At 64.0% G+C, this 19,064-nt stretch carries 14 protein-coding genes; 7 read left to right on the top strand and 7 right to left on the bottom strand.

Translation table 11 applies throughout. The features are described from left to right. The first annotated feature begins 66 nt into the window (after positions 1-66). From EDF71_RS22105 to EDF71_RS22085, 5 genes are all read left to right on the top strand, one after another. Positions 67-978 (top strand): LysR family transcriptional regulator, encoded by a 912-nt coding sequence (locus EDF71_RS22105; protein ID WP_133858688.1) that lies wholly within the window; start codon positions 67-69, stop codon positions 976-978. A 183-nt stretch (positions 979-1,161) separates the two neighbouring features. After that, positions 1,162-1,599: a tripartite tricarboxylate transporter TctB family protein gene (locus EDF71_RS22100; RefSeq protein ID WP_133858687.1), complete on the top strand. Its 438-nt coding sequence runs from the start codon at positions 1,162-1,164 to the stop codon at positions 1,597-1,599. 24 nt (positions 1,600-1,623) lie between these two features. Beyond that, on the top strand, positions 1,624-3,168 hold the full coding sequence (locus EDF71_RS22095; protein ID WP_133858686.1) for a tripartite tricarboxylate transporter permease: 1,545 nt from the start codon (positions 1,624-1,626) through the stop codon (positions 3,166-3,168). 91 nt (positions 3,169-3,259) lie between these two features. Then, positions 3,260-3,961: a response regulator transcription factor gene (locus tag EDF71_RS22090; RefSeq protein WP_133858685.1), complete on the top strand. Its 702-nt coding sequence runs from the start codon at positions 3,260-3,262 to the stop codon at positions 3,959-3,961. Continuing rightward, the gene (locus EDF71_RS22085; protein ID WP_133858684.1) at positions 3,958-5,403 is read left to right on the top strand and encodes a sensor histidine kinase; all 1,446 of its coding nucleotides are present in this window, start codon (positions 3,958-3,960) and stop codon (positions 5,401-5,403) included. The genes EDF71_RS22090 and EDF71_RS22085 overlap by 4 nt, the downstream gene beginning before the upstream one ends. Here EDF71_RS22085 and EDF71_RS22080 read toward each other — a convergent pair. The 5 genes from EDF71_RS22080 to EDF71_RS22060 all read right to left on the bottom strand — a co-directional run bounded on the left by EDF71_RS22080 (position 5,366) and on the right by EDF71_RS22060 (position 11,686). Continuing rightward, a complete protein-coding gene (locus EDF71_RS22080; RefSeq protein ID WP_133858683.1) occupies positions 5,366-6,277 on the bottom strand; it encodes a bestrophin family ion channel in 912 nt (303 codons plus the stop codon). The two genes, EDF71_RS22085 and EDF71_RS22080, sit on opposite strands and share 38 nt — an antisense overlap. A 77-nt stretch (positions 6,278-6,354) precedes the next feature. After that, positions 6,355-7,995, bottom strand: coding sequence for a GMC family oxidoreductase (locus EDF71_RS22075; RefSeq protein WP_133858682.1), 1,641 nt, complete (start codon positions 7,993-7,995; stop codon positions 6,355-6,357). Beyond that, complete coding sequence (locus EDF71_RS22070; protein ID WP_208301116.1) at positions 7,992-8,585, bottom strand: sugar dehydrogenase complex small subunit; 594 nt, start codon at positions 8,583-8,585, stop codon at positions 7,992-7,994. Before EDF71_RS22070 ends, EDF71_RS22075 begins: the two co-directional genes overlap by 4 nt. Positions 8,586-8,590: 5 nt before the next feature. Continuing rightward, complete coding sequence (locus EDF71_RS22065) at positions 8,591-10,000, bottom strand: cytochrome c (RefSeq protein ID WP_133858681.1); 1,410 nt, start codon at positions 9,998-10,000, stop codon at positions 8,591-8,593. Positions 10,001-10,381: 381 nt separating this feature from the next. Continuing rightward, on the bottom strand, positions 10,382-11,686 hold the full coding sequence (locus tag EDF71_RS22060; RefSeq protein ID WP_133858680.1) for a replication-associated recombination protein A: 1,305 nt from the start codon (positions 11,684-11,686) through the stop codon (positions 10,382-10,384). 391 nt (positions 11,687-12,077) lie between these two features. On the opposite strand from EDF71_RS22060, the gene brnQ reads away from it, so the two are divergent. Together brnQ and mqo are read left to right on the top strand one after the other, a co-directional pair. Beyond that, positions 12,078-13,397: a branched-chain amino acid transport system II carrier protein gene (gene brnQ, locus EDF71_RS22055; protein ID WP_133858679.1), complete on the top strand. Its 1,320-nt coding sequence runs from the start codon at positions 12,078-12,080 to the stop codon at positions 13,395-13,397. 224 nt (positions 13,398-13,621) lie between these two features. Next, positions 13,622-15,349, top strand: a complete 1,728-nt coding sequence (mqo, locus tag EDF71_RS22050; RefSeq protein ID WP_133858678.1) for a malate dehydrogenase (quinone) — start codon at positions 13,622-13,624, stop codon at positions 15,347-15,349. A 110-nt stretch (positions 15,350-15,459) separates the two neighbouring features. Here the strand turns inward: mqo and lolA are convergent, their stop codons facing one another. Beyond that, positions 15,460-16,092 (bottom strand): outer membrane lipoprotein chaperone LolA, encoded by a 633-nt coding sequence (gene lolA / locus EDF71_RS22045; RefSeq protein WP_133858677.1) that lies wholly within the window; start codon positions 16,090-16,092, stop codon positions 15,460-15,462. 144 nt (positions 16,093-16,236) lie between these two features. Next, the gene (locus EDF71_RS22040) at positions 16,237-18,588 is read right to left on the bottom strand and encodes a DNA translocase FtsK (RefSeq protein WP_243854404.1); all 2,352 of its coding nucleotides are present in this window, start codon (positions 18,586-18,588) and stop codon (positions 16,237-16,239) included. Positions 18,589-19,064: the final 476 nt, after the last annotated feature.

The following is a 19,064-nucleotide window of genomic DNA, read 5'->3' as shown; positions in this document are numbered from 1 at the left end:
TAGGCTTATTTGACAATCACATAGAGGATTGACAGACTGTCAAAGGAATTTAGACAATCGCATCCCATGGACCACAACGCCCTCACCTTGCTGGTGGAAATCATCGATTCTGGCAACCTCAGCCGCGCCGCCGCCAAGCTCAAGATGAGCCGCGCCAATGTCAGCTACCACCTGGCCCAGCTGGAGAAATCGGTGGGCGTGCAGCTGGTGCGCCGCACCACACGCCGGGTCGAGCCGACCGAGGTGGGCCTGCGCCTGTATGAGCATGGCCGCAGCATCCGCAACGAGCTGGCCGCCGCCAGCGAAACCATCCGCAGCCTGGGCAAGGGCTTGCAGGGCCGGGTCGGGTTGGCGGTGCCCAGCGGCTATGGCCAGCTGGTGATGAGCGACTGGCTGATCGCCTTCAAGCGCCTCTACCCCGACATCGTGCTGGATGTGATCTTTGAGAACCGGGTCGACAACCTGGTGCGCGACGAAGTGGACATTGCCATCCGCGTGCTGCCCACACCACCCGACAACCTGGTCGCCCGCCATATGGGCGAGATGAACTATGTGGCCTGCGCCAGCATCGACTATGCGGGCCAGAACATGCTGCCCCAGCAGCCCGAGGACCTGCGCCATGTGCCGCTGATCACCAGTGGCGTGGTGGGCAAGCAGCTGCTGGTGCGCGCCTACCAGGGCGAGGTGCGCAAGGAGATCCGGCTGGAGCCCAGCCTCATCTCCGAGCATTTTCCGTTTCTGCGCCAGGGCATCATGGCCGGCCTGGGTGTGGGCATCGTGCCGGACTATGTGATCCGCGCCGAGGTCGAGCGTGGCGAGGTCGTCACCACCTTACGCGACTGGCGCCTGAGCATTTTCGGCAACCACATGTACCTGCTGTGGATGCCCAACCGCCACCAGACCAAGGCGGTGCGCACGATGATCAGCTTCCTGCTGGAGCAATCCCAAAAGGCCGGCAGCCTGCCTGCGCTGGGCTGAGCGGCGCTGCTCCCCCTTCATTCGTGTTCCAACGCCGAGTCGCCCGCAGCACGTCTGCGAGCGCGACTTGCGCCCTGCAATCAGGTTCCCGTCAGGTAAGCGCCCTTAAGGTGGCGGCGCCTGCGTGCGTGTCCATCCTGGCCAAGATGCGCGCGGGCATGGAACCACACAGGATTGAACCGAATGAAAATGACAAGAGACATCCATGACATCGTCGGCGGCCTGCTGATGTCAGCAGCAGGCCTGTTCTTTGCGCTCTATGGGCGCGAATACAACTTTGGCAGTGCAGACCGCATGGGGCCGGGCTACTTCCCCGTCGTACTGGGCTGGCTGCTGTTTGGCCTGGGCCTGCTGCTGGCGATACCCGCCTGGTGGCGCCAGGGCAGCCCCATCGTGCTGCAGTGGGGCAACCTGTTCTGGTCCGTGGCCAGCCTGCTGGCCTTTGCGCTGCTGCTCTACCCGCTGGGCGTGGCACTGGCCGCGCTGGCCGCCAGCCTGGTCGCACTGATCGCCACCAAGATGAGCCTGCGCACGCGCCTGCTGGTCAGCCTGGCCGTGGCTGCGCTGACCACGGTCATCTTTCCCATTGGTCTACGCATGACCTTGCCCATCTGGCCCTGAGCCCGGCACTGACAAAGGATCTCTATGGATTTGCTTGGAAACCTCTGGATGGGCCTCAATGTAGTGGCCGATCCCTCAACGCTCTGGTACTGCTTCCTGGGCGTATTTTTGGGCACCGTCGTCGGCGTGCTGCCCGGCATCGGTGCGCTGGCCGCCATCTCGCTGCTGCTGCCCTTTACCTACCATATGTCGCCCACGGCGGCCATCATCATGCTGGCCGGCGTCTACTACGGCGCGCAGTACGGCGGCTCCACCGCCTCTATTCTGCTGAACCTGCCGGGCTCACCGTCATCGGCGGTGACCTGTCTGGACGGCTACCCGATGGCGCGCAAAGGCAAGGCCGGGGTGGCGCTCTTTGTCACCACGATTGCCTCGCTGGTCGGCGCCATGTCGGGCCTGATCCTGCTGGTGCTGTTCTCGCCAGCGATCTCCAAGATCGGCCTGCAATTCGGCCCCACCGAGTTCTTCTCGATGATGCTGCTGGGCCTGGTGGCGGCTTCGTCGATGAGCGCCGGCTCGGCCACCAAGGGTCTGTGCATGGTGGTCTTCGGCCTGCTGCTGGGCATGATCGGCACCGATGTGAACTCGGGCGTTGCGCGTTATTCCTTCGACATCCCCGAGCTGATGGACGGCGTCAACCTGGTGGCACTGGCGATGGGCCTGTTTGGCGTGGCCGAGGTGATCCGCTGCATCAACCTGGCCGATGCCAACCAAAAGCCCGACAAGGTCACCTTGCGATCGATGGTGCCTGAGCGCCAGGAATTCCGCGACACCATCAAGCCGATGCTGCGTGGCTCGGCGCTGGGCTCCTTCCTCGGCGCGCTGCCGGGCGTGGGGCCATCGATCGCGTCCTTCATGTCCTACGCGATTGAAAAGCGTGTGGCCAAGGACCCGAGCCGCTTTGGCCATGGCGCCATCGAAGGCATCACCGCGCCCGAATCGGCCAACAATGCGGCTGCGCAAACCGCCTTTGTGCCCTCGCTGTCCATCGGTATTCCGGGCGACGCGGTGATGGCCGTGATGCTGGGCGCGCTGATCATCCACGGTATCCAGCCCGGCCCGATGTTGATGACCGAGCAGCCTGAGCTGTTCTGGGGGCTGATCGTCAGCTTTGCGATCGGCAATATCTTCCTGGTGATTCTGAACCTGCCCACCATCGGGCTGTGGGTCGCGCTGCTGCGCATTCCCTTTGCCTGGATGTACCCGGCGATCCTGGTGTTTGTCGCGCTCGGCGTCTACAGCGTCAACAACAACCTGTTCGACATCTACATGGTGGCCGTGCTTGGCGTCATCGGCTATGTGCTGATGGTGCTGCGTTTTGAGGCGGCACCGCTGTTGCTGGGCTACATCCTGGGGCCGATGCTGGAAGAAAACCTGCGCCGCGCCATGCTGCTGTCGCGGGGCGATGCCACGGTGTTCTTCAACCGGCCGATCAGCGCCTCCCTGCTGGCACTGACTGGCGCGATCCTGCTGTGGGCCATCTGGTCGGGCGTGCGCAAATCGCGCAAGGAAGCCCGTGCCTTTGCCCATGCGCAAGAGAGCGCGGTGCCCGCTACGGCATCGTCCTGACCCCGTTGCACTCCAGTGCGCCTGTTCTCGCCACCCGGCCTGAACAGGCTTTTTTCTGGCTGCTGTGTTGTGCTTTTGCTAGGCTTGGGCCATGCGAATTCTTGTGATTGAAGACGATGCCGTGCTGCGCGATGTGGTGGTCAGCAGCCTGCGCGATGCGGGCCACCATGTGGACCAGGCGGCCGACCTGGGTGCGGCGGAGCACTGGTGGCGGGTGCAGCGCTTTGACGCCATCCTGCTCGACCTGAACCTACCCTGCAGCGCCGTGCGCGGCAGTGCGATGGGCAGCGGCCTGGCGCTGCTGCAGCAGGCGCGGCGCCGTGGCGACAACACGCCCGTGCTGGTGCTCACCGCCCGCAACCAGACCCCGGACCGCATCGCCGGCCTGGACAGCGGCGCCGACGACTACCTGGGCAAACCCTTTGAGCTGGCCGAGGTCGAGGCCCGGCTGCGCGCCCTGGTGCGCCGCGCGATTGGCACCCAGGATGTATCGACCGTGGGCCAGCTCAGCCTGGAGCGCAACAACCGGCGTTTTCGCGTCGGCATGCAGCCGCTGGACCTGCCCGCGCGCGAGTTTGAAGTGCTGTGGGAGCTGATGAGCCCGCCCGGCCGCGCATTGAGCAAGCGCAGCCTGTCGGACAAGCTCTCGGGCTATGACGATGCGCTGGGCGACAACGCGCTCGAAGCCTTTATCTCGCGGCTGCGCAAAAAGCTGCAGCACAGCGGCGCGGCCATCCGCACCCTGCGCGGCATTGGCTACCTGATCGAGGCCGACAGCGGCGATGCCGCATGAGCACCACCGCCACCACCACATCCACCACCCGCCCCGGCCCGCTGCCCTCGCTGCGCATGCGCGTGCTGCGCCATGTGCGATCGCCGCTGGTCTGGACCTGGCTGCTGGGCACCGTGTTCATGATGGCGCTGGCCAACCATTTCACCCAAAGCGCCTTCGACCGCGCGCTGCTCGACGATGCCTATGCGATTGCCTCGCACCTGCGTGCCGATGACGAAGGCGAGGTGGCCCTGCAGCTGACCGACAGCGAGCTCAAGGCCGCCCTCTTCGACCAGGCCGAGTATGTGTACTACGCCGTCTACCGCAGCGATGGCAGCCAGCTGGCTGGCGAGCCGCTGCCGCTCTTGCCCTGGGACGAGAGCGAGCCGGTGAGCTACCGCGAAACCCTCTACAACGGCCAGCTGGTGCGGGCCGTGGCGCTGCGCAGCGCCGTGGGTGAGCAGCAGCTCAGCATCGTGATGATGCACACCACGCGGGTGCGCGACAGCCTGATCCAGCATTTGTTCCTCTATGCCGCGATCCCGCAGCTCACCTTGCTGGTGCTGCTGCTCTGGTGGCTGCACCACCGCATCGGCCAGGACATGGCGCCGCTGGCCGCGCTGCAACGGTCGCTGTCGCGGCGCGATGCGCAGGACCTAGCGCCCATCCCACCCAGCGCGCCAGCCACCACGCGCGAGATAGAGCAGCTGCGCCAGACCACCAATGCGCTGCTCGCCCGCATTGCCGACAACGTCGAGGCCCAGCGCGAGTTTGCCGGCAATGTGGCCCATGAGGTACGCACGCCGCTGGCTGGCATCAAGGCGCTGGCCGACTATGGCCTGGGCCATGCCGACCCCGCCGTGCAGCAGCAGCAACTGCAGCGCATCTCCGACAGCGTGGCGCGTGCCAGCCACCTGGTGGACCAGCTGCTGCTATTGGCGCTGAGTGACGAGGCCAGCGCCGTGCAACTGGCGCCGGTGGCCGCTGCCGAGCAGGTGCAGCAGGCGGTGCTGCGCCACTGGGATGCCGCCAGCCGCGCCCGGATCGACCTGGGTGCCGAGGGCCTGGACACGGCCGAGGCCGAGCAGTTGCGCATCGCCGCCGATGCCAACCTGCTCGCGGCCATGCTGGACAACCTGATCCTCAATGCGCTGCGCTATGGCGGGCAATCGGTCACTGTGGCCTTGCAGGCCGCCGACGATGGCGGCAGCGTCGAGCTGGCCGTCATCGACGATGGCCCGGGCATGAGCGAGGAACAATGCCAGGCCGCCATGCAGCGCTGGCAGCAAGGGCCCAGCGGCCAGTCGCTGGGCCAGGGCGCTGGCCTGGGCCTGGCGATTGTGGCCAAGCTGGCCCATCTGCAGCAGGCGCGGTTTCAGCTGGCGCCGCGCTCAGAGGGCCCAGGACTGCGCGCCAGCCTGGTCTTCAGTGCAGTACAAAATCGCGCACCTGGGGAGCCTTAGCCAGCGGTGCCTCGCCCAGCATCTCCAGCACCGAGGACTCAATGCCGTAGACCATGGCATCGAGCGCCAGGTCATTGGCTTCCATGCCAAAGGGGTGCTCCAGCTCGGCGCCCAGCGCCTCCAGCGCGAAGAAGGTGTAGGCGACAAAGCAGACGATCACCGGCGTCATCGTGCCGATGGAGTCGAGCAGGCCAAAAGGCAGCAGAAAGCAGTAGATGTAGATGCTGCGGTGCAGGATCACCGAATAGGTGAACGGTATGGGCGTGCTGGCGATGCGCTCGCAGCCGCCCAGCGCACTGCCCAGCCGCGCCAGCGCTTGCTCGAACACGGGCACCACGGGCGCGGCAATGCGGCCCTGCTGGCATTGCTCACCCACCCAGCGCTGCACCAGCAGCATGGCCATGGCGGCAGGAAAGCGCGCCTCGCTGATCTGCTGCACCTCAGCCGGCGGCAGGAACAACGCCAGATCGGCCCGCGCATCGCTGCCACGCAGCTGGTGCTTGAGCGCATAGGCAAAGGCGCAGAGGCGCAGCACCAGCACCCGCGTCTGTGCGCGGTCCTGGGTCAGGCTCAGCGCCTGGGCGGCCAGGTGCCGGCTCTCGACCAGGAACACGCCCCAGAGCGTGCGTGCCTCCCAGAAGCGCGCATACGAGGTGCTGTTTCTGAAGCCCAGAAAGATCGCCAGGGTCAGGCCGATCAGCGAGAACGGCACAAAGTTCAGCGGCACCTTCCAGCTCAGGATGGAGCCGTGCAGCATCGTGGCCACCACCGCGAGGATGGTGATGATGATCAGCTGCGGCGTGATTGCCGGCAGGATGGAGCCGCGCCACACAAACAGCATGCGCAGCCAATGCAAGGGAGGACGGACGATCATGGCCGGTATTGTCCTGCTCGGGGCTTATCCGAGGGGAATGCTGGCCTCAGCGCTGAACGCAGCTGAGGCCGGACTGCTTAAATTTCTTTCAGCAGCTGGTGTGCAATACGCACGCTCAAGGCCGCACCGGTCAGGGTCGGGTTCATGCAGGATGCCGAGGGCATCACGCTGGTACCGGCGATGAACAGGTTGGAATGGTCATGGGTGCGGCAGTCGCGGTCCACCACGGAGTTGCTCGGATCGTCGCCCATGATGGTGGTGCCCATGATGTGCTGGCGGTCCTGGTGGTTGGTGTCCATCTTCAGCACATCGGCATTGAGCAGGCCGGCCATGCGCTGCAGGTCCTTGACCGCGAAGTCGCGGCCAGCGTTCCAGTAGTCGTTGACGCTGTAGTAGATCTCGGGCACGGGGATGCCGATCGCATCCGTCTTGGTCTTGCTGGGCACCACGCGGTTTTGCGGCAAGGCCTCGGTCTCGAAGTCCACCGCGACGTTGAGCGAGCGGGCCGACTGGCGGCGGATTTCCTCGTCCAGCTTGCTGCCCAGCACGCCCTTGGCGATCAGGCTGGAGGCAATCTGCGAGGTCGTCACCGTGTTGCGGAACTTGGTCTTGTAGCTGGGGATGTCCTTGCGGAAAGCGCCATCGCGGTAGTTCAGGTAGACCAGCAGCTCGGTCGGGCCCTGGCCCGGCCACACATCCTCGTTCATCATGATGTTCATGCTGATACCGGTGTGGCCCATCAGGTTGCGGCCCACCTGGTCGGAGGAGTTGGCAATGCCGTTCGGGTATTTTTCCGAGGTGGACATCAGGAGCAGCTTGGGGCTTTCGATGCCATAGGCGGCCAGCACAAAGTGGCGCGCGGTCAGGCGATGCGATGTGCCATCGGGCTTCTTGTAGTGCACGGCCGTGATCTTGCCGTCGTCACCCGCCTCTATCTTGTAGACCACAGCGTTGTCGAGCAGCTTGGCGCCTGCGCGCTCGGCCACATCGATGTGCATGGAGCCGTCGTACTTGGCGCCAATGGGGCAGACCGGGTTGCAGTTGTTGTTGCCGGCGCAGACCGGGCGGTTGCCGTAGGGGCGGCTGGCGCGGCCATGGGGCTCCAGCACCGGGTTGTAGCCACCGGGCTTGAGCATCTCGTCCATGCGCTGCATGAAGTAAGGCACATTGAAGCCCTTCATCGGGAAGGGCTTGGAGCGCGGCGGATGCGCCTCGCCGCCGTGGCCGCTCTCGTCCTGGCCGTCGTAGCCGGTCACGCCCAGCTCGGCCTCGGCTTCGCAGTAGTAGGGTTCGAGCTCGTCGTAGCCAATCGGCCAGTCGCGGCCACGGCCATACAAGGTCTGCAGCTTGAAGTCATTGGGGATCATGCGCCACAGCGCCGAGCCAAAATGCCAGGTGGTGCCGCCCACCACGCGCAGGTACTTGGTGGGGTATTTCACCGGGCCGGTCTGCTGCAGGTAGTCGCCATAGGTCGACGGGATGTGCGGCGGATTGGGGAACGGCGAGCCGGCGCCCTGCAGCTTCATATTGGCCAGCGAGAGCTTGATCGGCGCATTGCGGAAGGTCTCGACGATGTCGGCACGGCGCACGCGTGGGCCGGCTTCCAGAATGATGACGGACTTGCCAGCCTGCGCCAGCTTGGCACCGATGATGCCGCCCATGACCCCGGAGCCGATGACGATCAGGTCGGCGTCGTATTGCGTTTGGTTGCTGCTCATGCTTGTGGGCTCTTCTTGTTGGGGCTGGCAGGCACAACGGGCTTTTCGCCCCAGGAATCAGGGCCACTGCCGTAGGTAGGAATATCGAGGATGCCGGCCGTGGGGCGGTACATCAGCGCATTGGCATAGCTGATCAGCACGGCGTCAGCGTCTTCGCCGACAACGCCCAGGTACCAGGCCGAGACGATCTGGGTCGCGGTGGCGCGCAGCGCCGGGTCCAGATCGGGCGCGACAAGCAGGTCGTCGACATGGCTGATCTTCTGGCTGGCCACATGCTGGTGCAGCGCTTGTGCAGCGGCGGCAAAGCTGGCATCGCTCTTGGTCAGTGCCGCCAGGTAGCGCGTGGCCAGGCCGGCCGACAGCGGGCTGCCGCCGGTGACAAACTCCGACAGGCGCAGGAAATCATCGGCCGCCACGCTGGCGGCAAAGGCATTGCTGGAGCCCAGCACGGCAAAGCCGCCGGCGGCAAGCGCCACACCGGTGGCAGCCGCAGCGCCCAGCAGGTTGCGGCGCGAGATGCCCGCAGGCATTGCAGGCACCAGAGGCTTGGCGCAGAGCACCGCGGATTTTGGGAAAGAGGACGAGGTCATGCGGGTCAGACTCCAGACGAAGTGGCAGCCTTGCGGCGTTGACGGATCACGATGAAGGCCAGCACCAAGACCAGCAGCACCACGGCAGCCGGCACGATGAGGCCGGGCAGCTGCGCAATCAGCGGCGGCTTGCCACCGGCGCGCACGGCAGCCACGTCGGCAGCCTGCACCTTGACGGCCGCATTGCCGTACTGGGTGAGCACATAGTTGCTGACATCGGCGATCTCCTGGTCGCTCAAGCGGTCGGTGAAGGACGCGGCATCGCCAAACGCCGGCATGAAATGGGCGCGCCCCTGCACCGTGCGGTCCACGCCGTGCAGGATGGTGGCGACCAGGTTGTCGGCGCGGTCGGCACCGGTCACGCTGTTGTGGAACAGCGAGGGATATTCGCCATTGGCCGTGCCGGTGGCATTGGCCTGGTGGCAGTGGGCGCAGCTTCCGCTGAACACCTTCCAGCCGGCATCGGCACCGTCGACCAGACCGCGCTGCGTGTCTTCCGACTGCAGGCTGGCCTTGCCATAGCTGTAGCGCGGCTGGGTCTCGCCGCCTGCCACTGCCTTGGTTTGCTTGAGGTAGGAGGCAATGGCCTGGATATCGCTGTCAGGCAGGTGCTGCAGGCTGTGCTCGATGGCTTCGGCCATCGGGCCGGCGGCCTGGGCCTTGCCGGGCACGCGGCCAGTCTTGAGGTACTGCACCAGCTCGGCCTCGGTCCAGCCGCCGATGCCATTGATGGCATCCGAGGTGATGTTGGGCGCATACCAGGCGCCCAGCGAGCCGCCACCCAGGTAGCGGCTGCTGTCTTCCGCCATCATGGCGTTGCGCGGGGTGTGGCAGGTGCTGCAGTGGGCCAGCGCATCGACCAGGTAGGCGCCGTGGTTCCACTCCGGCGGCTTGCTGGCATCGGGCTTGAAGCGCTGGTCCTTCAGGTAGAGCGCATTCCACACGGCCATCGACAGGCGGATGTTGAAGGGGAAAGGCAGGGCCGTTTGCGGCGCGGCCTGGTCCACCGGTTGGACGCCATGCATGAAGTAGGCGTAGAGCGCCTCGGTGTCTTCATCGGTGATCTGGGCATAGGCCGTGTAGGGCATGGCCGGGTAGAGATGGGCCCCGTCCTTGCGTACGCCCTGGCGCAGCGCGCGGCTGAAATCTTCCAGGCTGTAGCTGCCAATGCCGGCCGTCTTGGACGGGGTGATATTGGTGGCATAGATGGTGCCCAGCGGGGAGCCCAGCGGGTAGCCACCGGCAAAGCTGGCGCCTCCCTTGGGTGCCGTGTGGCAGGCGGCGCAGTCCGCGGCTACTGCCAGCTTGCGGCCCTTTTCCACCAACAGCGCATCGGCCGAAGCCCTGGCCGCCGCAGGCGCCGAAGCGGCTGCTGGCTGCGCGGGCGCTGCCGTCTGGGCCTGAACGGCGTGCATGCCCGCCCACACAGAAAACACCAAGCCGAAGGCACTCCTGGACAAGGAGACGCCCGACTTTGACTTGCAAAATCGCATCGTGAGAGACCTTTGTTGTCGTACGACTCCCGCGCATGCCCGCCATGCTCGCTAGAGTCTTTTGTCGCATCTGAGACAAATTTTCGACAACTTGTACGACCTCTGCCGGGGCGCTCAGTTGTATCCCGGTGTTTTACTCACACTTCATCCAGCGCAATATGCGTTTCGCCAAGTTGTGGTACCGGTTTCATACGCAACTAATAGAACGCATGGAGGACGGCATGCAAGGGGGCGCCAGCTACCCCCTCTTCCTCAGCCTGAATCGCTCAGGAAACCCTTGAATAGAAAGGAAAAAGCAGGCGCTCAGTCTTGCCCGGCCTCGTCATCCCAGCGCTTGAGCTGTGCCAGTTTTTCGCCAATCTTCAGCTCCAGGCCCCGGGGCACAGGCTGGTACCAGCCGGGAGGCTCTATCCCTTCTGGGAGATAGGTTTCTCCCGCTGCGTAGGCATTCGGTTCGTCATGTGCATAGCGGTATTCATGCCCATAGCCCAGCTCCTTCATCAGCTTGGTGGGGGCGTTGCGCAAATGCACCGGCACTTCGCGGCTCTTGTCCTGCTTCACAAAAGCCTTGGCCTGGTTGTAGGCGTTGTAGCCGGCATTGCTCTTGGCGGCCACGGCCAGGTAGATGACGGCCTGGCCCAGGGCCAGCTCGCCCTCGGGGCTGCCCAGGCGCTCATAGGTCAGCGCGGCATCGTTGGCGATCTGCATCGCACGCGGGTCGGCCAGGCCAATGTCTTCCCAGGCCATGCGCACAATGCGCCGGGACAGGTAGCGCGCATCGGCGCCGCCATCGAGCATGCGGGTGAGCCAGTAGAGCGCGGCATCCGGGTGCGAGCCGCGCACCGACTTGTGCAAGGCGGAGATCTGGTCGTAGAAGTTGTCGCCGCCCTTGTCAAAACGGCGGCTGTTCAAGGTCAGCGCGTTCTGCAAGAAGTCTGCGGTGATCGTGGTGATGCCCGAGGCCTGCGCTGCCGTGCTGGTCTGCTCCAGCAGGTTCAAAAAGCGCCGGGCATCGCCGTCGGCATAGCCAATGATGGTGTCGGTGGCCAGGTCATCAAAGTCGAGATGGTCCAGCGCGATCTCTTGCGCTCGCTTCAGAAGCAGCCGCAGTTCATCATCGGTCAGCGACTTGAGCACATAGACCTGGGCGCGCGACAGCAAGGCCGAGTTCACCTCGAACGAAGGGTTCTCCGTCGTTGCGCCAATGAAGGTGACCAGGCCGCTTTCGGCATACGGCAGCAAGGCGTCTTGCTGGGATTTGTTGAAGCGGTGGATTTCATCGACAAACAAGATCGTGTGTTTGCCCATCGCCAGGTTCTGCTGGGCCTGCTCCATCGCGGCGCGGATGTCCTTGACGCCGGAGAACACGGCGGAGAGCGCAATGAACTCGCACTTGAATGCCGTGGCAGTCAGCCGCGCCAAGGTCGTCTTGCCGACACCGGGCGGGCCCCAGAAGATCATCGAATGCGGTTTGCCGGACTGGAAGGCCAGGCGCAGGGGCTTGCCTTCTCCCAGCAGATGGGACTGGCCCACCACCTCGTCCAGGGTCTTGGGGCGCAGTGCCTCGGCCAGCGGGGCGGCCGGTTCCTGGCTGAACAGATCAGCCATGCAGGCCCCCTGCCAAACGACCCACCACAGAGACGGCGCCCGCTGGCCGCGCCTCTGGGCGGGGCAGGTGCTTACTACTTTTATGCAACATGCCCCAGGTTATCCCCGGGATGAATATGCCTTTGATGATCTGGGTCACAACTTTTCGCAGAAAATAAGGGTTTATACGGATTCACGTCGCATCAGATACCAAAGGGCCCTTATTGGCCCAGCCTATAACAACAGCCCCGACATGGACGCCACGCGCTTGCAGCCTTAGCGCCGAGCCAGCAGCCAACGCTTCACAGCACATGTCCCATGGGGCCATTTTTCTGATGTCCGTCTCCGTGACTCCATTCGCCAGGTGCAGCTCCCTTAAGTGGGCGCTAACCAGCAAGAACCAAGAGCCTTTATGAAATCACTGAAAACCAGGGACATTATCGCCCTCGGCTTCATGACCTTTGCCCTGTTCCTGGGGGCCGGAAACATCATTTTCCCGCCGCTGGTCGGCCTGTCTGCCGGAGAGAACCTGCTGGGCGCGACAACCGGCTTCCTGCTGACGGGCGTGGGCCTGCCGCTGCTGGGCGTGGTCGCACTGGCCCGCGTGGGCGGTGGTCTGGACCAACTGACCCAGCCGATTGGCCGCATTGCCGGCCTGCTGCTGGCCACCACGATCTATTTGACCATCGGCCCCTTCTTCGCCACGCCGCGCACCGCTACCGTGTCGTTCGAGATGGGCATTGCGCCCTTTGTCGGCAATACCTCGATTGCGCTGCTGGTGTTCAGCATTGTCTATTTCTCGCTGGTGCTGCTGCTGTCGCTGTTCCCCGGCAAGCTGATGGACACCTTGGGCAAGCTCATCACCCCGCTGCTGATTGCTGCGCTGCTGGCACTGGGCGGCATGGCCGTGCTGGCCCCCGTAGGTGGCTACAGCCCGGCCAACCCCGACTACGGCACGCAACTGGCCGCCTTTGCCCAGGGCTTTGTGCAGGGCTACCAGACCATGGACGCCCTCGCCTCCCTGGTGTTCGGCATTGTCATCGTCAACGCGATCAAGGATGCGGGTGTGACCGATGCACGCCTGCACACGCGCTACGCCATCTATGCCGGGCTGATTGCTGCGGTCTGCCTGAGCCTGGTCTACATCTCGCTGTGCTACCTGGGCGCCACCAGTGGTGAGCTGGCACAGAACACGGTGACTGGCGTGCAGATCCTCACCGCCTTTGTGCAGCACCGCTTTGGCAGCGCAGGCATCTGGCTGATTGCCGCCGTGATCCTGCTGGCCTGCCTGACCACCGGCGTGGGCCTGGTCAGCGCCTGCAGCAGCTTCTTCAGCCAGCTGACCGGCTTCTCCTACCGCAGTGTGGCGCTGTCCTTGTGCATCTTCAGCGCCGCCGTGGCCAACCAGGGCCTGGCGCAGCTGATCGAGATCGCCGGCCCGGTGCTGGTCGCCCTCTACCCACCGGCGATTGCGCTGGTCTCGCTCAGCCTGCTGCAGCGCTGGCAGCAGCCGGCTCGAGTCTACATCCCGGTGATGCTGGTGGCCCTGGTGTTTGGCCTGGTCGATGGCGCCAAGGCGCTGCAATGGACCAGCACCCTGCCCACCTGGCTGGACCACCTGCCCGGCGCCGCACTGGGCCTGGGCTGGGTTACCCCGGTAGCAGCCACCGTGGTCTGCGCCGGCCTGGCCGACTGGTTTTTGGCACGCCGCCAAATACCCGTGCGTCCTTGATGGCTGATTAACCACTTCCTGCTTAATGGATATTTGAAGCCACCGTTAATATCGGCCTCGGATATTCGTTGGCACCTTATTTAGAACCGCCTAAGCCAAGCAGCTCAATACCGTCAGAACAGGCAACCCAGAATCGGAGAGACATTGAGCCTGCTTAAACCATGGTTATTCATGGTCTTTTACGACAACACTGTCAAAATCGAAAAATTTGTGGAGTTTCAGCAATGACGAATCCAACAGAAAATCCCCAAGCGGCCTCCGCTGCCAAAGCGCCCAAGAAGGGCTTCACCCGTCGCAAGTTCGTCGCCTCGGCGGCGGCCGTCGGTGCGGGCGTGGTGGGTTACCAGTATTTCTTTGGTAGCCAATACCGCGCAGAAAAAGCGGACCGCCAGGTCGATGTGCTGCTGATTGGCGGCGGCATCATGAGTGCCACCTTGGGCGTTTATCTGCAGGAGCTGGAACCCGGCTGGACCTATGAATTGTTCGAGCGCCTGGACCAGGTCGCCGAAGAAAGCTCCAACGGCTGGAATAATGCCGGCACCGGCCACTCGGCACTGTGCGAGCTCAATTACACGCCGATGGATAAAAATGGCAATGTGCAGATTTCCGCTGCCATTAACATTAATGAAAACTTCCAGGTGTCGCGCCAATTCTGGTCGCACCAGGTGCGTACCGGCGTATTGGGCAATCCGCGCGATTTCATCAACTCCACGCCGCACATGAACCTGGTGTTCGGCGAAGAAAACCGCTCCTTCATCCAAAAGCGCCTGAAGGCGCTGGAAGCCTCGCCGCTGTTCACCGGCATGGAATCCTCCATCGATCCGGAAAAGATCAAGGAATGGATCCCGGTGATGATGGAAGGCCGTGACCCGGCCGAAGTGGTGACCGCCACCCGCTCGCCACTGGGCACCGACGTGAACCTGGGCGAGATCACGCGCCAGTTCTACAAGAACCTGCAGTCCAAGCCCAACTTCAAGCTCAGCACCGGCCAGGAAGTGCGCTCCATCACGCGCAACAGCGATGGCTCCTGGCGCGTGTCGGCCTTCGACATGAAGGACAGCAGCAAGATCCAGACGGTGGATGCACGCTTTATCTTCATTGGCGCGGGCGGCGCGGCCCTGCCGCTGCTGCAGCTGTCGGGTATCCCCGAGTCCAAGGTCTACGGCGGCTTCCCGGTCGGCGGCGAGTTCCTGGTCACCGAGAACCCCGCGATCACCGAGCGCCATCTGGCCAAGGTCTATGGCCTGGCCGACACCGGCTCGCCTCCGATGTCCGTGCCCCACCTGGACACCCGCGTGCTGGACGGCAAGCGCGTGCTGCTGTTCGGGCCATTCGCCACCTGGTCGAGCAAGTTCCTGAAGAACGGCTCCTACTTCGACCTGGCCAAGGCCACCACCTTTGCCAACGTGATCCCGCAGCTGCAAGTGGGTGTCAACGAGTTTGCGCTGGTCAAGTACCTGGCCCAGCAGCTGAGCCTGAACAAGGAGCAGAAGATGGACGCACTGCGCCATTACATGCCCGAAGCCAAGGACGCCGACTGGCGCCTGTGGGAAGCCGGCCAGCGCGTGCAGATCATTAAGAACGACCCCGAAAAGGGCGGCATCCTGAAGCTCGGCACCGAAGTGGTCGTCGCCCAGGACCGTTCGCTGACCGCGCTGCTGGGTGCCTCGCCAGGCGGCTCGACCTCGCCAGCGATCATGCTGACCCTGCTGGAAAAGGCCTTCCCCGAGAAGGTCAAGAGCGCCGAATGGCAAGCCAAGATCCGCAAGATCGTGCCAAGCTACGGCGTCAAGCTCAACGAGAACCCTGCGCTACTGCAGCAGGAATGGCAGGCCACCGAGCAAGCGCTGAACCTGGCCATTGCCTCGCCCAGCCTGCAAGGCGTGGAAGCCGGTGTGCAGCCCAATGAAAACATGAAGGACCTGAAGAAGGTGCCGGACATGGCGCTGTAAGCCACATCGGCGGCCGCATAAACACCGGCCACAAAGCAAAAAGGTGCGCACCGCGATGGTGAGCACCTTTTTTATGGCCGTGCGGTGGGTCACCGCACTTGAAGCGCCGCTTACTGGCGAATCACTTCCGCGCCCGAAGGAATCGCAAACTCGAACGACGAGCCCGGCAGCGAAGGCAGGGCCTTGAAGCCGACAAAGCGCAGCACCGAGCGCTGGCCAAAGCCGTCTTCGATCTCCAGGGTCTGCAGTTCATCGCCCTTGAAGCCGACCTTGACCTGCTTGATCTGGCCGTCCTTGTTCTTCGGGATGGCCTGGGCCCATTGCTGGCCATCGGCCTCGGGCAGGCTGCTGACATCGAACTCGGCCTTCAGCGCCTGCAGGCTCGAAGCGGAGGCCAGCAAGGCGGCAGGCGTCTGGCCCAGGGCCTTGCTCTGCTGGCGCTGGGTGACCTGGTTCAGGTCGGCGTCATAGACGGTCAGCACCGTGCCATCGGCAACGATGGTCTGGTCAAACGGCTTTTGGTAGATGAACTTGAACTTGCCCGGCCGCTGGAAAGCAAAGCTGCCGCTGGAGGTCTTGACCCGTCCGGCCTGGCCCTGCTTGGCGGGGGACGTTACTGTCTGCGTGAACTGGGCTTCACCGGCCTGCGAGCTGGTCATGAACTTTTCCAGGCTTTGCAGGCCATCGGCCTGCGCCCAACCAGCCAGGCTGACCAGGGCTGCTGCTGCGATCCATTGTTTCATCGTGAATCCTTTCGGGCTTTGCGAACAAAGCCAATGCATGGGCCCTTTCAGGCCAACAAGGGGTTTGGAGTGCGGCAGCGGGCTACAAGTGCCCGCTGTGGGCCGCAAAGGCCTTGGCTTTGCGAATGTTTACCGGCAATGGCGCTATTCTTCACCGCCAGGGCGGTGGGCCACCAGCACTTCGCGCTGGCCGCTGCCCGTCAAGGCGCTCACCAGGCCGGCGCGCTCCATCTCTTCGAGCAGGTTGGCCGAGCGGTTGTAGCCGATGCGCAGCTTGCGCTGCACGTAGGAGATGCTGGCCTTGCGGTCCTTGAGCACGATCTCGACCGCCTGGTCGTACATCGGGTCCTTCTCGCCACTGCCGCCGCCTTCTTCATCGCCAAAGCCGGAATCGCCCTCGCCGGTGCCGCCTTCGAGGATGCCGTCGATATAGTCGGGCTCGCCTTGCTCCTTGAGGTAGCTGACCACGCGGTGCACTTCCTCGTCGGACACAAAGGCACCATGCACCCGCACCGGGAAGCCCGTGCCGCTGGCCATGTAGAGCATGTCACCCATGCCGAGCAGCGCCTCGGCGCCCATCTGGTCCAGGATGGTGCGGCTGTCGATCTTGGAGCCCACCGAGAACGCGATACGCGAAGGGATATTGGCCTTGATCAGGCCGGTGATCACATCGACGCTGGGGCGCTGCGTGGCCAGGATCAGGTGGATACCGGCGGCGCGCGCCTTCTGTGCCAGGCGCGCAATCAGCTCTTCGATCTTCTTGCCGACGACCATCATCAGGTCGGCCAGCTCGTCGATCACCACGACGATATGCGGCAGGCGCTGCAAGGGCTCGGGCGACTCAGGCGTCAGGCTGAAGGGGTTGGGGATGCTTTCCTCGCGCGCCTTGGCCTCGTCGATCTTGGTGTTGTAGCCCGCCAGGTTGCGCACGCCCAGCTTGCTCATCAGCTTGTAGCGGCGCTCCATCTCGGCCACGCACCAGTTCAGGCCATTGGCGGCCTGCTTCATGTCGGTCACCACCGGGCACAGCAGGTGCGGAATGCCTTCGTAGACCGACATTTCCAGCATCTTGGGGTCGATCATCATCAGCCGCACATCCTTGGCCTCGGCCTTGTAGAGCAGCGACAGGATCATCGCGTTGATACCCACCGACTTGCCCGAGCCGGTGGTACCGGCGACCAGCACATGCGGCATCTTGGCCAGGTCGGCCACCACGGGCTTGCCGATGATGTCCTTGCCCAGGCCCATGGTCAGCAGGCTCTTGGCGTCGTGGTACTCATGCGAGCCCAGGATTTCGGTCAGGCGGATGGTCTGGCGCTTGGCATTGGGCAGCTCCAGCGCCATATAGGTCTTGCCGGGGATGGTTTCCACCACGCGGATCGACACCAGGGACAGCGAACGCGCCAGGTCCTTGGCCAGGTTGACGATCTGCGAGCCCTTGACGCCGGTGGCCGGCTCGATTTCGTAGCGGGTGATCACCGGGCCAGGGGCGGCCTCGACCACACGCACCTCGACGCCAAAGTCCTTGAGCTTTTTCTCGATCAGGCGGCTGGTCATCTCCAGGGTTTCGTAGGAGACGCTCTCCTGCGTCTTGGGCGCGGCATCGAGCAGGTCCACCTGAGGCAAACGGGTGTCGCGCAGCTCGTTGAACAGAGGCTTTTGCCGTTCCTTGACCACACGGGCGCTGGGCTGCGTCTGGGGCTTGAGCGGCTGGGCGATGTGCAGGCCCGAATCGACAGCCGCGCCGCGCGGCGCGGTGGGCAGCATGCTGTCCAGGCCATCGCCGGTGGGTTCCATGCGTGATGCCATTGGCGCGGGGGCTGCGCTGCTGACCTCGGCCTCACGCGCCTGCGCTGCCTTCTTGCCCACGGCCTTGTCGGCGGCGGCTTCGCGGCGCAGCATCAGCTTTTGCAAGGTACGTTCGATCCCGGCGCCCACCTTCTCGGCGATCTGGCCCCAGGAGAAACCCAGAATCCAGGACAGGCCCAGCAGCAGCAGCATGACGCCGACAATGCCCGAGCCGGTAAAACCCATCCAGCGCTCGGCCAGCGGGCCCAGCAAAAAGCCCAGCACGCCGCCGGCAGCGCCGGGCAGGATGGGCTCAAAACGGTAGAGGCGCGACCACTCCAGCGCTGCGCTGGCAAGCAGCAAGACCACGAGGCCGCCCCAGAACACCATGCGGCGCAGCCACAGCGGGCGCGGATCGTTGGGCGGTGCTTCCCCGGCACGCAGCCAGCGCGCCAGCGACGAGAACCAGGCCAGCACGGCCGCCACCACCAGCCACCAGACCGAGAAACCGACCATGAAATAGCCGCCGTCAGACACCATGGCGCCCAGGCGCCCCATCCAGTTGCTGACATGGCCGGCAATCTGGGTGCCCGAGGTGGACCAGGCCGGGTCCTTGGGCGAGTAGCTGACCATGGCCGCAACGCAAAAGGCCATCAGTAAAAAACTGACGATGAGCACCAGCTCGTGCCCAAAACGGCGAACCCCCATCACCAGCGAATTGCCGGTCTGGGGTGCTGTCTTTGATTTCTTTGATGAGTAAGCCATAACCTAGGAGCGAGAGCTTACCTTAAGCGGATTGCAAATTCGATAGCAGGCCAGGCGCCTGGGGCCGGGTGATGCCCCGGTGCGACGCGGTGGTTCAGGCAAAGCGCGAGGGGCTCTGCAGCGCAGGACCGCCCGCCAGGGCAGTAGCAGCATCTGTGGATTGGCAAAAATACGCAATAAAAACATGGATCTCATGCAGCAAAAGCATTGGCTCGCGATGCCTGTGCAGCCCTGTCTCCAGGCAATACGCAACATTTTGTAATCTACCTATCTTCCTACAATCCCACCCCTTGCGCGCGCAGGCTGCAACGATTGTTGTCATTGGTGCGCCCAGGTCGTGCCAAGCGGCCGCCGACGCGGCGATGACTTGCAACAATCAAGGACATTGACACAAGCCATCCACAGGCGGGCCGTAGTGT

Origin of the sequence: Comamonas sp. JUb58 (assembly GCF_004364775.1) — a bacterium.
GTDB lineage: Bacteria > Pseudomonadota > Gammaproteobacteria > Burkholderiales > Burkholderiaceae_C > Comamonas.
Note: the sequence above shows the minus strand (reverse complement) of the source record. Positions and strands in the feature narration are given on the sequence as shown.

Bases quoted from the DNA above. Each gene is read 5' to 3' on its own strand.
- EDF71_RS22090 (WP_133858685.1), top strand. From the start codon at position 3,260: ATGCGAATTCTTGTGATTGAAGACGATGCCGTGCTGCGCGATGTGGTG.
- lolA (WP_133858677.1), bottom strand. From the start codon at position 16,092: ATGAAACAATGGATCGCAGCAGCAGCCCTGGTCAGCCTGGCTGGTTGG.
- EDF71_RS22080 (WP_133858683.1), bottom strand. From the start codon at position 6,277: ATGATCGTCCGTCCTCCCTTGCATTGGCTGCGCATGCTGTTTGTGTGG.
- mqo (WP_133858678.1), top strand. From the start codon at position 13,622: ATGACGAATCCAACAGAAAATCCCCAAGCGGCCTCCGCTGCCAAAGCG.
- EDF71_RS22095 (WP_133858686.1), top strand. From the start codon at position 1,624: ATGGATTTGCTTGGAAACCTCTGGATGGGCCTCAATGTAGTGGCCGAT.
- EDF71_RS22040 (WP_243854404.1), bottom strand. From the start codon at position 18,588: ATGGGGGTTCGCCGTTTTGGGCACGAGCTGGTGCTCATCGTCAGTTTT.
- brnQ (WP_133858679.1), top strand. From the start codon at position 12,078: ATGAAATCACTGAAAACCAGGGACATTATCGCCCTCGGCTTCATGACC.
- EDF71_RS22065 (WP_133858681.1), bottom strand. From the start codon at position 10,000: ATGCACGCCGTTCAGGCCCAGACGGCAGCGCCCGCGCAGCCAGCAGCC.
- EDF71_RS22060 (WP_133858680.1), bottom strand. From the start codon at position 11,686: ATGGCTGATCTGTTCAGCCAGGAACCGGCCGCCCCGCTGGCCGAGGCA.
- EDF71_RS22075 (WP_133858682.1), bottom strand. From the start codon at position 7,995: ATGAGCAGCAACCAAACGCAATACGACGCCGACCTGATCGTCATCGGC.
- EDF71_RS22105 (WP_133858688.1), top strand. From the start codon at position 67: ATGGACCACAACGCCCTCACCTTGCTGGTGGAAATCATCGATTCTGGC.
- EDF71_RS22100 (WP_133858687.1), top strand. From the start codon at position 1,162: ATGAAAATGACAAGAGACATCCATGACATCGTCGGCGGCCTGCTGATG.
- EDF71_RS22070 (WP_208301116.1), bottom strand. From the start codon at position 8,585: ATGACCTCGTCCTCTTTCCCAAAATCCGCGGTGCTCTGCGCCAAGCCT.
- EDF71_RS22085 (WP_133858684.1), top strand. From the start codon at position 3,958: ATGAGCACCACCGCCACCACCACATCCACCACCCGCCCCGGCCCGCTG.